The sequence below is a fragment of the Acetobacterium sp. genome (genome assembly GCF_036508315.1).
Taxonomy (GTDB): Bacteria; Bacillota; Clostridia; order Eubacteriales; family Eubacteriaceae; genus Acetobacterium.
The window spans coordinates 1-14504 of the sequence record NZ_DATCHP010000089.1 but is presented as its reverse complement, the minus strand read 5'-3'; the positions used below and the strand labels follow the sequence as shown (position 1 = coordinate 14504).

Genomic DNA, 14504 nt, shown 5'->3' with positions numbered 1-14504 from the left:
TTATTGTCTTTGATGGAAGTAAAAAAAAGATCCCTAAAAGGGATCTTTTTTGAATTTCTAAAGTGATCCTAGAAACTGCTGTTTCTTGGTCGTCTTGTTTGTTTTCTTTTTGTACGACATTCACGACATCTTTTTGGTTCGTTATCGAAACCTTTTTCTTGATAGAATTCTTGTTCACCAATAGTGAATACAAATTCTTCGCCGCAGTCTTGACAGATTAATGTTTTTTCTTCCATGAGTTACCTCCATATAATTTAGTGTACAGGATCTGATTATTCTCAATTTAAATGGAGCATGGACATGTTTGTCTAGACGTGGTTCCCATTTACTAACTTAATCATTAACTATACTATTGGCATTATACATGATTCATATATCCTTGTCACCTACTTTTTTTATTTTTTTATTGAGTTTAAATCTCTTATCGTATATATTTAATAATATCAATTCAATAATAAGGAGATAAACAGTGAGAGATAAACGTCTTATTAAATATGCAAATACCCTGGTAAACTATTCCCTTTATGTTAAAAAAAATGAATGGGTTGTTATTCGCGGATCGGAATTAGCCATGCCGCTGATCAAAGAATGTTTTCGTGAAATATTAAAAGTTGGAGCGCATCCTACGGTGTTACTTATACCTGATGGGATTTCTGAGATCCTATTGAAAGAAGGCAGTGACGACCAACTTCGTTTTAATTCTCCATTAATGATGGAAACTTATTCAAAAGCCGATAAGGTACTCACTATCTTAGGCGATCACAATTTAAAAGCTCTTACGGCCATTCCCGGCGAGCGTATTACCCTTCAACGCCGAGCTAATGCTCCCATCACAAAAATCTTTAAAGATCGGGTTGCCCAGCAGCAAATGGATTGGACACTTTGTCTTTACCCTACGGAAAGCGGGGCCCAGGAAGCAGGAATGTCCTTGGAAGACTATGAAAGCTTTGTTTTTGAAGGCTGTCTCATCGATACAACCGACCCTGTGGCATCCTGGAAAAGCATTCGTGATCACCAGCAAACCATGGTAGATTATCTTAATACAAAAACCAAATTCCATATTATTGCCCAGGATACAGACTTGACCCTGAGCACTGAAAACCGAATTTGGATCAACTCGGATGGTCATCATAATTTCCCCAGCGGCGAAGTCTTCACCGCTCCGGAAAAGGAAAGTCTGAACGGGAAAATACGTTTTTCTTTCCCAGGTATTTACAGTGGCCAGGAAATTGAGGATATAAAGCTGACTTTTAAAAATGGCCGCGTCATCGATGCCACTGCAAAACAAGGTGAAGATTTATTAAAAGCGCTCATCGAAACCGATGAAGGTTCGCATTTTGCCGGCGAATTTGCCATTGGCACCAACTATGGCATTAAAAAATTTACGAAAAATATGTTATTTGACGAAAAAATCGGTGGCACTATTCACCTTGCCCTGGGAAGCTCCTATCCGGAATGTGGCCCGGTGAACGACTCTCTTCTCCACTGGGATATGCTTTGCGATATGAAAACCAGTGGCGAAATTTATGCTGATGGGGAACTTTTCTATAAGAACGGCCAGTTTATAAAAAAATAATCAACTCTTTTCTGAGATTGTCTGACAACCCCATGTATTGTAATAATCCCCTGTTTATGGTATTATTGGCTGATATGAAAAACAGGAGGATTTTAATGGAGCACACAGAAAAAAAGACAAATTTTATTACAAACGCAATTGATCATGACATTGCTGATAAGGTCTATAAAAACGACCGCGTTCATACCCGATTCCCACCAGAACCGAATGGTTATTTACATATAGGCCACGCCAAGGCTTCTCTGCTTAATTACCGCATTGCCCAACAGTACCAGGGAAAGTTTAATTTGCGTTTTGATGATACCAATCCTATTAAAGAGGACATGGAATATGTAGACTCCATTAAAGAAGACCTCACCTGGTTAGGCATTGACTGGGAGGATCGGCTTTTTTTCGCATCCAGTTATTTCGAAAAAATGTCAACCTATGCCGTTGAATTAATCAAAAAAGGCCTGGCTTTTGTGGACGATCACACTGCTGATGAAATGCGGGAATACCGGGGAAATCTCACCGAATGTGGCAAAGAGAGTCCTTATCGTTGCCGAAGTATCGAAGAAAATTTAACCCTTTTCGAACAAATGAAAACTGGTAAGTTGCCTGAAGGATCTCGGGTGTTAAGAGCTAAAATTGACATGACCAGCCCTAATATGAACATGCGTGACCCGGCAATTTACCGGATTCTTCACACAACCCACCATGCAACCCAGGCTGAATGGTTTATTTTTCCCATGTATGACTACGCCCATCCCATTGAGGATGCCATCGAAGGTATTACCCATTCACTCTGTACTCTTGAGTTTGAGGATCACCGGCCTTTTTACGACTGGGTACTTTCTAACCTTGATGATTTTCAAAAAGAACCTCCAAGGCAAATTGAATTTGCCAAGTTAAATCTAACCAAAACTATTTTGGGAAAACGCTTTTTAAAACAACTGGTGGATGAAAAAATTGTCGATGGCTGGGATGACCCCCGACTGGTAACCATATCCGGCTTACGTCGAAGAGGTTATACCTCTGAATCCATCCAGGCATTCTGTGAAGCCATCGGCATTGCTAAAACCAATAGCACCGTGGATATTGCCATGCTTGAACACTTTATCCGAGATGACCTTAAATTCAAAGCGCCCCGTTTAATGACAGTTCTTGATCCATTAAAAGTAACGATTACCAATTATCCTGAAGGTCAGGTTGAATGGGTTGATCTTCCTCTGAACCAGGAAGATCTTGAAATCGGCAACTACCGTACACCTTTCAGCCGTGAAATTTTCGTAGAGCGTTCAGATTTTATGGAAGTACCTCCTAAAAAGTTCTATCGGCTATTCCCGGGAAATGAAGTACGCCTTCGCGGAGCTTATTTTGTAATCTGTAACGAGGTAATCAAAGATACTGATGGGAACATCATTGAGCTAAAATGCACCTACGATCCGGCCACCCGATCCGGCAGTGGTTTTGCCGAGCGTAAGGTCAAAGGCACCATCCATTGGGTGGATGCAAATCTCGCTAAGAAAGTGGAAATCCACCTTTATGATAATCTCGTCGAAGATGATGAAGGGCTCAATAAAGATAACTTTCTCGATCGAATCAATCCAAACTCTCTTAAAATTATTGAAGCCTATGCTGAACCAGAGGTTATGAAGGCAAAAGCATTAGAAAAATTCCAGTTTATTCGCAATGGGTTTTTCTCAGTTGATCCTAAGTATTCAACCCCGGAAACACCTGTTTTCAACCAAATTGTATCACTGAAAAGCTCATGGAAACCTGGAAAATAATCTATTATAATCACACTATCGGCAGTTTTATCTGCCTAAGTATAAGGGGAATTATTTATGAAAATCTGGTCAGAAAAAGAAACACTATCCCGGGAGGAACTCCGAAAGCTGCAATTTGAACGTCTGTCCAATACCTTAGCCCTTGTCTATGAAAATGTTCCGCATTATCAAAGAAAGTTCAAAGAGGCCGGTATTAAACCAGAAGATATTCGTTGTCTTGATGATATTCGCCATCTTCCTTTTACAACAAAAGAAGACCTTCGGGAAACCTATCCCTTTGGTCTTTTTGCAAAACCTAAAAACAAAATTGTCCGCTATCATGCTTCCTCAGGCACCACCGGCAAACCTACAGTTGTGGGTTATACACAAAATGATATGCAGGTATGGACTGAGCTCATTGCCCGAATTGTTACCATGGGCGGGGTTACCGATGCCGATACCGCTCAGATTTCTTTCGGATTCGGACTTTTTACCGGAGCTTTTGGCTTACAGCAGGGATTAGAAAAAGTCGGGGCTGGGGTTATTCCCATGTCCAGCGGCAATACTCAAAAGCAAATTATGATCATGCAGGATTTCCAGACAACGGCTCTTGTTGCTACCCCTTCCTATGCCTTGCATATTGCAGAAGTCGCTTATGAAATGGGCATTGACCCGAAAAAGGATCTCTTCTTAAAATACGGTCTTTTTGGCGGAGAAGGCTCTACCGAGGAAATGCGTTCAAAGCTTAATGAAGCCTGGGGGATTTTTTCAACCGAAAATTATGGGATGAGCGAACTCATCGGCCCAGGGGTTTCCGGGGAATGTCTGGCCCTTAAAGGTATGCATATTTGTGAGGATCATTTTATCGCCGAAATTATTGATCCGGAAACCCTTGAGGTTCTTCCGGAAGGTTCAACCGGCGAACTGGTTATTACCCCAATCACAAAGGAAGCGCTTCCTTTGATTCGATACCGGACTAAAGATATTACTCGTCTTGATTTCACCCCTTGTGATTGTGGCAGAACATCTGCTCGAATGGCAAAAATCACAGGACGAACCGATGATATGCTGATCATTGGCGGGGTTAATGTCTTCCCTTCACAGATTGAAGGCGTTCTCCTTGGCATCCAGGGCATTGGCTCAAACTACCAGATTCGCGTGCTGAAAAAAGGTTATCTTGATCACATTGAAATTGATGTTGAAGTAAAGGATCATAATCTCCTGGATTCGGTTACTCTTTTGGAACGACTCTATAAAGAAATAGAAGTAAAGCTTCATACCATTCTGGGGATTCATGCCGGGATTCATCTGGTAGAGCCCAAAAGTCTGGCACGATCTGAAGGCAAGGCAAAACGTGTGATTGATTTAAGATCTGAAAAATTATAGGAGGTTAACAATGTTAATTAATCAATTATCTGTTTTTATAGAAAATAAAAAGGGACATCTCAGCAAAATTACAAAAGTTTTAAAGGACGCCTCTGTTGATATCAGAGCAATCTCAGTTTTTGATAGTGCCGAATTTGGTATCTTACGGATAGTGGTTGACAGACCTGAAGAAGGTGTGAAGGCACTTAAAAACGCCGGGCATGTTGTCAAGCAAAGTATGGTTTTAGCGGTAGAGCCTTCAGATAAGGTTGGCAGCTTTCACGACATCTTTAATGTGCTTTATGAGAATGATATTAATATTGAATATGTTTATTCCTTTGTCATGCCGAACAATGTTGGTTCACCTCTGATTATATTAAAAGCGGATGATCAGGAAAAAGCCATTGATATTTTAACAAAATCAGGTATTATTATCATCCCCAAAGAAGAGATATATAATCCCAGCTAATAAAACAATCTTTAAACATAAAAAAAGCCAGACCACAGTTAATTCTGGTTTCTGACTGTAGATAAAGCAGAAAAGCAAGTCCCCAGCACAATTGTACTGGGGACGGGTTAGTGGACATAAAAAAGCCAAAACTCAATTGATCTGGCTTTTTTTATGTTCACAAACTATTTTTCTGAATTAGTTTTATCGTTTGCTCTTGATTTTTTTAAGTCTAAAAAACTCTTCCCGTTCTTTTTCCTCTATGGTATCCTGAATATATTTAATTTCTTCTCTTAATTGTGGAATTCGAATTTTATCCAGAGCATTTGCACTTTTCTGGGTCTTTTTTATTTCCAGGGAGAGCTTATAGGCTGTGGTTTCAATTTGAGCCAACTGGTAGGACAAATATTTAACATCATTAAATTTTTTGATGGTAATGTCCAAGGCCGGATTGTTCTCATAAAAACCATAGGGTAGCGCCACATCCGCTTTTTCAGTGTAAATTACTTCGGGAATGTCAACCCCCATAACGCTTCGTGCACGAATATCAAAAGGAATCTCCGGGGTTACTGACACTGCAAATTCTTCTAAATGGTTTAGACCCATACTAATACTGGTTTCCTGCAAAGCCTCATAGGCTTCTTGAAAGAGGCTTCGAATTTCCTTTTCAATTATTTCTGCTTCTTTTACCAGCTGCAAAATTTCTTGGATCAATATGGTTCTTTTTTTATCTAAAAGGTCATATCCTTTTTCGGAAAAATTCAGACGGCCCTTTGTCTTGATGAGATTTGCCTTGGTAGGAGTCGTTTTAATAGCCATGCTCTCACCTACTTTTCTTTAGGAAAGTATTTATCAATGTTTTCAGGGCTTAATCGATCCAGTTCAGAAAGTGGCAATATGGATAGGAGATGCCACCCCAAATCAAGACTCTCTAAGATATTTCGACTTTCGTCAAACTCCTGATTTAAAAACTGTGCTTCAAAGGCCCGGCCAAAATCCATGAATTTTTTATCAGTCTCACTCAAATCATCTTCCCCGATAATCTGCGATAAATCCCTGACTTCCTGGACTCTGGAGTATGAAGCAAAGAGCTGATTGGCAACTTCTGCGTGATCTTCACGGGTAAAGCCTTCACCAATACCATCTTTCATTAATCGGGACAATGAAGGTAAAATAGCCACCGGAGGATAAATGCTTCTTTGAAAAAGATCGCGCCCCAGAACGATCTGTCCTTCGGTTATATAACCAGTTAAATCGGCTATTGGGTGAGTAATATCATCGTTTGGCATAGTTAAAATAGGTAAAAACGTAATCGATCCCTTCTGATTTTCGAGCATTCCTGCACGCTCATAAAGCGAAGCTAAATCAGAATACATATAGCCCGGATATCCTTTTCGGCTGGGCACCTCTTCCCGTGCCGATGAAATTTCCCGCAGGGCTTCACAATAGCTTGTAATATCAGTCATCACAACCAGAATATGCATGTTTTTTTCAAAAGCAAGGTATTCAGCAGCAGTTAATGCGCAACGTGGGGTTGTAATTCTTTCGGCAATGGGGTCATCGGCATAGTTAACAAACATGACCACCCGATCCATTACATTCGCCTCAGTAAAGCTTTTTCTGAAATATTTTTCATCATCATGCTTGACGCCAATGGCTGCAAAAACCACACCAAAGCCTTCATCCTCATTGTCCCCTAATTGGGCTTGTCTGACAATCTGGGCAGCCAGTTCATTATGGGGTAAACCATTTCCTGAAAAGATCGGGAGTTTTTGGCCTCTTATCAGGGTCGCAAGGGTATCAATGGATGAAATCCCCGTTTGAATAAAGTTTCTCGGATATTCTCTGGCCATTGGATTAATAGGTCTGCCATTAATATTGGCTTCAACCATGCTGAAAATATCGCTGCCATTGTCAATTGGCTCTCCAATGCCATTGAAAATACGCCCTTGCAAATCAAGTGACATCGGTAAATTAAAGGCCCCGCCGGTAAATTTTATGGTGCTGTTTCCAGCGGCTAATCCGGAAGTGCTTTGAAAAACCTGGATCACCACATTTGTTCCTTCAATTTTGATGACTTTGCCTTTTTTAACTTTACCGGTGATATTGTCAACGATGTCAACTACTTCCCCGTAAAACACGTCATCCACATCCGATATTTGAATAAGGGGCCCGACAACCTTGTCAATTTTCAAATAATCTCTTTTCATTGTTTTCCCCCTTAATTCTCATATTTCTTGAAGAGTGTTTCATAGTAAACATCAACGGCATCTTTCAATTGATCGATACCACTGAGATCATCATTTGGAATGGTATATTTCATCTTTATAAATTGACTGAAGAGTTCAGCGTCCTTGAGTTGGGAGGTTGGAATACCCAGTTTTAAACCAGAACGTCCTTTTTCATAAAGGTATTCAATGGATTTAAGCATGACATATTGTTTTTCCAATGGTACATAAGTATCTTCTTTGTTATAGGCATTTTGTTGGAGATAACCCACTTTGATAATTTTAGCAATTTCCAGAACCCACCGTTGATCATCAGGAAGAACATCCTCGCCAACAAGCATTACCATTTCCAGAAGCTTGTTTTCTTCATACAAAATTTCAAGCATTTTATTTCTCAAGCTAATGCAATCCACGGCAACATTGTCTTCATACCAGTCTGATAAAATTTTAATATAACCACTATAGCTTTCCAGCCAGTTAATCGCAGGATAATGACGGGCATATGCCAGGCTTTTATCCAGAGCTAAAAAAACATTAACAAAACGCTTGGTATTTTCAGTGACCGGTTCTGAGAAATCACCGCCAGCCGGCGAGACGGCACCAATAATAGTAATTGACCCCTCATCTCCACCAAGGGTCTCGATGCTTCCGGCACGTTCATAAAATTCTGCAATTCGTGAAGGCAAGTAAGCCGGATAACCTTCTTCTGCCGGCATTTCTTCCAGACGTCCTGAAATCTCGCGTAATGCTTCTGCCCAACGGGAGGTTGAATCTGCCATTATAGCCACTGCATAACCCATGTCTCTGAAATATTCAGCAATGGTCACTCCGGTATAGATGCTGGCTTCACGAGCAGCAACCGGCATGTTAGAGGTGTTTGCAATAAGAACCGTACGCTCCATAATTGATTCACCTGACCGGGGATCAATTAACTTGGGAAAGTCTTCAAGAACCTCTGTCATTTCATTGCCACGTTCACCACACCCAATATAAACGATAATATCAGCGTCAGACCATTTTGCAAGCTGATGCTGGGTCATGGTTTTTCCGGTACCAAAACCGCCGGGAATAGCAGCGGTGCCTCCTTTGGCAATGGGAAAAAACATATCGATGATCCGTTGCCCTGTAATGAGTGGTACCAGAGTCTCTCTTCGATAAGCTGATGGACGTGGCGTACGTACCGGCCATTCATGGGCCATTTTCAGTTCATGTATTTCATTTTTTTCATCCTGGATTTTTAGAAGTACATCTTCTGTGGTATAAGCTCCACTTGGGGAAACCTCAATCACTTTTCCCGAGATATTTGGAGGTACTAATAACCGATTTTCAATAACTTTTGTTTCCTGAATAAAACCAAATACACTTCCTGCCAATAAAACATCCCCAATATTTTTGGTGATTGTTACATCCCAAAGCTTTTTTTCATCAATGGACAATAAACCAATACCTTCAGGTATGAATATTGGTGAAATTTCAAGAATTTTTTCCAGTGGACGCTGGATGCCATCAAACATGTTTTTTAACATCCCGGGTCCTAATTTCAGGCTGAGAGGATGACCCGTTGGTGTAATTTCTTCATCGGTTTTCAAGCCTTCGGTTTCTTCGTAAACCTGAATAGTTCCGACATCACCTTCTAAAACAATGACTTCCCCAATAAGTCGATTTTTTCCTACCATAACCATTTCCCGCATTTTAAAAGATGTCATATTTGTACCTTTAATAACTGGACCATTGATGGCAGAAATAATGCCTCTGACTTTATTTTGTTCGGTTTCCATCATTTAGCTCACCTGCTTTTCCATAAACCCATTAAGTATCATTCCGATGCGTTTATAATTGGTCTTTAAAAGATTATCAATGGTAAAATCACAATGAATCCGGATATCAGCATCCTCTACAATCAGCCCTCCAATGCTATCTTTTGTTTCGGATCGGTATTCTATTTTATAATCAGAAAGCTTTTCTTTAAATAATTGTTTTATGTTGGGAAGATCTCGCTCTTGTGCAAATACAATGAGATCTTTTTTTTCTTTAAAGACATTAGGAATTTCATCAACACAGCCACTGAGATAGGTGTTATAAACCTCTTTTGTCGTACAACTTTTAGCTTTTTCAAATATTAATTGATTGAAGTCCAATAATATTTGATTTTTTTCTTCTAACTCAAGTGTTTTTGCCTTATTTTTACCTTCTGCAATGATTTTGTTCTTATCTCTAAAAATTGTGTGTTCACTACGTTCTTCAGCAGCTCGCTTTTCTTTTATTATTTTCAATCTGGAAGCTTCCAGCATTTCCTGTTTTTTCTCTTTTGCTTCTTTGATTGTATCCTTTCCTAATTTCCGCACATTTTTTAAAAGATACTGGGTAAATACCTGAAGTTTTTCTTCAACTGAAATCATTTAATCACATCCTTATAATCCCACAGATTCTTTTATATAGTGTGTAATCATTCCTTCTTCTCTTTGGTAACCGTACCGATCAGGAATAATTGTAATCAGTGGAGAAAAATATTTTTTCTTTGATTCGATTACCAATTCTTCCATCATGAGATATGCCTTTTCTGTTAAAAAAATAATCCCAATATCCTTATTTTTTAACGCGTTTTTAAATGCATTTTCTATATCTTCACTCGTTCTTAGATAAATCCCCTCAATACCAGCCAGCTGCATTCCTAAAAAAGAATCACGATTCTCACTGATCACATAAGATTTCATTTTTATAGACTTCCTAAAATCAAAATTGAAATAACTAAGCCGTAAATTGCAACACCTTCTGCAAGACCAACATAAATTAACGTTTTACCTAAAATTTTCGGATCTTCAGATACTGCACCGAGGGCTGCCGAACCAACAACACCAACGGCATAGCCTGCCCCAAGACAGGCAAGTCCTGTGGAAAGTGCGGCTGCAATGTAACCAAGACCGGCATCGGTGGTACCACCGCCGGCACTAGTGCTTGCAGCTGAAACAATGCTTGGAGCCATAAATACTAAGGCTCCTCCTAAAATTGGAATAAAGGCAGATAGATTAATACGCAGAAACTTTTTCATCTTAGTACGTTTTTCATCACAATCATTGTAAATAAAATATACACCTAAGCTAATGGTTCCCAATACCAGTAAACCTGCACCAGTTGTAATCAGAGTCAATACATTCATTTTGTGTTCTCCTTATAATAAATTAATTTGCAGGTCAATTGGTTTAAATTCAACACCATCACCTGTATAATATTTACTGAATAATTCATAAAATTGTAATCTTAAAGCTTGAATTGATACAATTAATCCCTCGAGTCCAATAATTAAAACATTTGCGAAAATGAAAACGCCAACGCTGATGACTCCATTTTGTGCCATACCTGCCAGGGTTTGAAAGGCCATAAAAAGGCCCACATGGGTCAGCGCAAAAGCACCAATACGAATAAATGAAATGGTGTTGCTAAACATGGCTAACAGCATTTCAAAAAGTTCAAAACTACTCTCTATGTAATATTCGGATGGAATTTCTTCATAAAGTTTTTTACGCTTTAAAAGAAAGTTTGCCAGTGGTTCCCTGATAAGAACGATGACTACCATAAGGATAGCAAGAATGATTAAAGCAGGAATCAATCCTTGAGTAACCTTAAAAATGCCTAATTTAAAAGCCACAAGGCCTAAAAGTGATGCATAAAGAATAAAGCCGCAAATGCCATTTTTCCCAAAAACGCCTTCTTTAATGTCTTTTTTTTTGAGTTTATTGATAATGCTATAAATATAGGCAACAAAAAGCATCATAATACCGGTAGCAACGGCTGTGATAAGGACAGTATTGACGTCGTTAAATGGTCTGATCCAAACCGATTGGATCACATTCTCAAATCCAAAAATACTGCCATACATAAAGCCAAAGAATGTCGAGCATAGTCCTAAGCGAAAGAGCACCTTCCCAAGCTCCACTCCCCTTTTTCCAAGAATAAATCCGGCAATAGCCAGGACAAGTCCCTGGCCCACATCACCGAACATAAATCCGAAACAAAACATATAAGTAATGCTCAAAAAAGGGGTTGGGTCCAGCTCATTGTATGATGGAACCCCATACATTTTCACGATAGCTTCAAATGGACGAAAAAGCCAATTGTTTTTCATTTTTGTGGGTGGTGTCATCATTCCATCATTCGTTTCTGAAAACATAACAATAATCTTTGGATATCTAGCTGCAATAACTTCCATTCTTTTTTTATCTTTTTTTGAAATCCAACCTGAAAAATAAAAGTTCTCTTCACTAAAAGCCATATGCCTTTTAATAATCGTCATATTTATATATAGACTCAGGGTATTAAAGCAAACGGTCGCTTCATTTCGGTAGCCCATCAAATGTGTATTTAAGTTTTTGCTTAGTTCTTCGTATTTTTCATTCAGTGTATTTATTTCAACGGTTATTGTTTCAAGGATTTTCCTGGGAGACATTGAATATTCAGGATTAATCCCCTCGATGGGTTTAAAATTAAGGGCTTTTAAAATGCGTTGGGTTTCAATTTCTAAATCTTTAGGGGAAACAATCATGAAAACCTCTTCGTTGTCTTCCTGATTTCCCACATGGAAAACAATAGAGGTAACACTGTTGTAAATACTTTTAAGCCGCGCTGCATTGTCTCTGGTCACTGAACCTAAACTATAAGAAAAGTTTTTCAGGTTATCCAGCTCACTCATTTCTACATCCAACTCATTTAAATAAGTATAGGCAGTCTTACTTTTTTTAAGGGCTTCAATCTTTGAATTAAGCTCATTTAGTTCACCATACTCAAGTTCAAGGTTATCTTCAAATTCAGTTGCTTTGGCTAATGCCTCATCAAGATCATTATCACCCTTTGCTAAGGACCCCATGTCCAAAATAAGGGAGCCTTTATAGAGTTCACTTAACTTTTTTACTGTTTTAACAAAATTCGTTTCATCCATCATGAATTCACCAGACTTTAGTTGTGCAAACCCCAGGAGTTCATCAATGTTTTCTTCCCGAATCGGAAGAATAAACCGACCAGAATCGATTTCATTCATGGCATCTACAATCTGAATGTCATTGAAAAGAAAAATGTCTTTGGTATATTTATCGACATAGCTGATTTTTCCCACTACATTCATCATAATCACATTTTCAATTGCCATAAAATACTTCCTTTCACACACTAATCAATGGGTCTGATTAAATATTTTTTTGTTTCTGTTCGTCCCATACGGTAACGTTTACTCTCGATAATTGATGTTATATCTTCAATTTCAAAATCCAAAAGACGAATATAAGCGACGACACGCCCTAAACCACCCTCGGCTTCTTTGAAGAGCTTTAAATACATAAAGTACAGATAACGCTCTCGTCGACGTTCCATAAATAGGTCAATGGTTTTGGTGTGATTAAAAAGAAAAGCATATTCTGAAGTCCCAAGCTGTTCCTTTAATTCCAGAAAATCCTTTGCCTCAGCCAGTGCAATCAATTGCTTTTCCTTAAGTTCAAAGCCACCCTTTAAGAAATAAACAATAAGTTCCTCTCGTGACAGATTATAAAACTTTTTTCCACGATAGATCCAGATTAAATTAATCAAATCGATATTACGTCCCTGTGCTTTAACCAGGTTTTGATTCTGCTTTTTGCTAAGTTTCAGTAATCGGTTCTTAAGCAGATCATAATAGTAACGATCTAAATTTTTTTCAATAACAACCAAATCCTGATCCAATTTAATCTCTTTATGAATTTCTAGAATTCTATAATAATCGGTATTCATCAAATATTTTTTAAATTCTTCCCAATCCCTTGCTCGTAAAAGACGTTCAAAGGGTACCTTCGAATATTTTCTGGAATAAACAATGAAGCTTTTTAGAGTATCCAGCTCCTCCCCTTTATAAATACCACGAATTAAAATTCTTAAAGATTCAACCTCCAAACGAACCAAAAACGTCTGAAAAAACATTTTCTCTTCCCCAGCTAAATAATGCATGAGTTTTTCAGCTTCTCGCACTTTTAAATCATTGAGGTGTGTCTCAAGCTCAGTTCTATGAAGATTTTCAGGATTTAATTCCTTTAAAAAGTCAGTATAGTAGGTATTATCACGTAAATATAGAAATACATCTTTTATGTCTTTTGACTTAATCAGCTCCTGATAATCTTCATCATTGATTCTTCGGGATCTCATGGCAATGGCTTTTGTATTAATACATGCATGTTTACTTTTTGACATTCACATCCACACTTTTCTCTATCATTTTATGGCCATTAATTCACGTCTTAAATAAATCATCTAAAAATTCCGTCGCTTTTTGATCTTTCATTTCATTATACCGACACTGCAATTTGCCAATATCCTGTTTCATGGAATCAATGATTAAAAGAGATTCATCTTTCGCTTTAGCTATCTCATTTTGATAATTATTTTTTTCTTCCTCTTGCACCTGGTCTAATTCCACTTTTTCTTTATCGATGATTCTTTTTTTTGTCTGCTCCAGGATTTCTTCTGCTCTTTCCATTACATTACTTTTGATACGCTCAGCCCTTTTATCAAGTTCAATGACTTGTCTGAGGACTTTACTAATATCGGCATCTTCACTATGCAACATTCCAAGGCTCCTTTCTAACAGGAATTTTCATTTAGTATAATTTTCATTATAGCACTTTTAATAGTGTTGGCAACCTCTATTTTCTGAGACAACCCATTGCGATTTCTCGATTTACGAACTTACTTAATTATCGCATATTTCTTGAATATTTTGGTAAATATTAATACACTGAGGTACAGATAATTACCCCTTGGTTAACTGGGCATTGATCTTTTTAAATAAAAAACTCGAATTACCACCAAATAAATGAAGCGTACTACTTATACTATACCCATATTTCGGCAAAAAAAAATAAACCCCTATAAATAGCGGTTTTTTATTGTTTGAAATGGTGACCCATGGGCGACTCGAACGCCCGACACCCTGATTAAAAGTCAGATGCTCTACCAACTGAGCTAATGGGTCAGATAAATTATTTGGTGGGAGAAGATGGATTCGAACCATCGTAGACGCCGTCAACGGATTTACAGTCCGCCCCCTTTAGCCACTCGGGCATTCTCCCATTGTTTTTTTGCAAAAAAATGGAGCTGATGAACGGACTTGAACCGTTAACCTG

14 protein-coding genes and 2 tRNA genes are annotated in these 14504 nt (G+C 38.4%); 4 read left to right on the top strand and 12 right to left on the bottom strand.

Features of this window, described 5'->3' with window-relative positions:
* Positions 1–68: 68 nt before the first annotated feature.
* Positions 69–236 carry a zinc-ribbon domain-containing protein gene (locus tag VIK44_RS10695; protein ID WP_050741070.1) on the bottom strand — a complete coding sequence of 56 codons (168 nt, stop codon included), beginning with the start codon at positions 234–236 and terminating at the stop codon, positions 69–71.
* Between the two features lie 233 nt (positions 237–469).
* Between VIK44_RS10695 and VIK44_RS10690 the strand changes: the two genes are divergently transcribed.
* The 4 genes from VIK44_RS10690 (at position 470) to VIK44_RS10675 (ending at position 5158) form a co-directional block, all read left to right on the top strand.
* Positions 470–1576, top strand: a complete 1107-nt coding sequence (locus tag VIK44_RS10690; RefSeq protein ID WP_331553888.1) for an aminopeptidase — start codon at positions 470–472, stop codon at positions 1574–1576.
* Between the two features lie 95 nt (positions 1577–1671).
* The gene (locus tag VIK44_RS10685) at positions 1672–3345 is read left to right on the top strand and encodes a glutamine--tRNA ligase/YqeY domain fusion protein (RefSeq protein WP_331553887.1); all 1674 of its coding nucleotides are present in this window, start codon (positions 1672–1674) and stop codon (positions 3343–3345) included.
* Between the two features lie 57 nt (positions 3346–3402).
* Entirely contained in the window at positions 3403–4710 is a 1308-nt protein-coding gene (locus VIK44_RS10680; RefSeq protein ID WP_331553886.1) for a phenylacetate--CoA ligase, read from the top strand.
* 10 nt (positions 4711–4720) lie between these two features.
* Positions 4721–5158, top strand: a complete 438-nt coding sequence (locus tag VIK44_RS10675) for an amino acid-binding protein (RefSeq protein ID WP_331553885.1) — start codon at positions 4721–4723, stop codon at positions 5156–5158.
* Positions 5159–5341: 183 nt separating this feature from the next.
* Here the strand turns inward: VIK44_RS10675 and VIK44_RS10670 are convergent, their stop codons facing one another.
* The 11 genes from VIK44_RS10670 to VIK44_RS10620 form a co-directional block, all read right to left on the bottom strand.
* The gene (locus VIK44_RS10670) at positions 5342–5956 is read right to left on the bottom strand and encodes a V-type ATP synthase subunit D (protein ID WP_331553884.1); all 615 of its coding nucleotides are present in this window, start codon (positions 5954–5956) and stop codon (positions 5342–5344) included.
* An 8-nt stretch (positions 5957–5964) separates the two neighbouring features.
* Entirely contained in the window at positions 5965–7347 is a 1383-nt protein-coding gene (locus VIK44_RS10665) for a V-type ATP synthase subunit B (RefSeq protein WP_331553883.1), read from the bottom strand.
* A gap of 11 nt (positions 7348–7358) precedes the next feature.
* Positions 7359–9146 (bottom strand): V-type ATP synthase subunit A, encoded by a 1788-nt coding sequence (locus tag VIK44_RS10660; protein WP_331553882.1) that lies wholly within the window; start codon positions 9144–9146, stop codon positions 7359–7361.
* Positions 9147–9764: a V-type ATP synthase subunit E gene (locus VIK44_RS10655; protein WP_331553881.1), complete on the bottom strand. Its 618-nt coding sequence runs from the start codon at positions 9762–9764 to the stop codon at positions 9147–9149.
* Positions 9765–9776: 12 nt separating this feature from the next.
* Positions 9777–10079 carry a V-type ATP synthase subunit F gene (locus tag VIK44_RS10650; protein ID WP_331553880.1) on the bottom strand — a complete coding sequence of 101 codons (303 nt, stop codon included), beginning with the start codon at positions 10077–10079 and terminating at the stop codon, positions 9777–9779.
* 2 nt (positions 10080–10081) lie between these two features.
* Entirely contained in the window at positions 10082–10522 is a 441-nt protein-coding gene (locus tag VIK44_RS10645; protein WP_331553879.1) for an ATP synthase subunit C, read from the bottom strand.
* A 12-nt stretch (positions 10523–10534) separates the two neighbouring features.
* On the bottom strand, positions 10535–12505 hold the full coding sequence (locus VIK44_RS10640) for a V-type ATP synthase subunit I (RefSeq protein ID WP_331553878.1): 1971 nt from the start codon (positions 12503–12505) through the stop codon (positions 10535–10537).
* Positions 12506–12525: 20 nt separating this feature from the next.
* Complete coding sequence (locus VIK44_RS10635) at positions 12526–13572, bottom strand: V-type ATPase subunit (RefSeq protein WP_331553877.1); 1047 nt, start codon at positions 13570–13572, stop codon at positions 12526–12528.
* A 40-nt stretch (positions 13573–13612) separates the two neighbouring features.
* Positions 13613–13948 (bottom strand): hypothetical protein, encoded by a 336-nt coding sequence (locus VIK44_RS10630; protein ID WP_331553876.1) that lies wholly within the window; start codon positions 13946–13948, stop codon positions 13613–13615.
* A 329-nt stretch (positions 13949–14277) separates the two neighbouring features.
* Positions 14278–14353: transfer RNA gene (locus VIK44_RS10625), tRNA-Lys, on the bottom strand.
* A gap of 12 nt (positions 14354–14365) precedes the next feature.
* Positions 14366–14450, bottom strand: a tRNA-Tyr gene (locus tag VIK44_RS10620).
* Positions 14451–14504 lie beyond the last annotated feature (54 nt).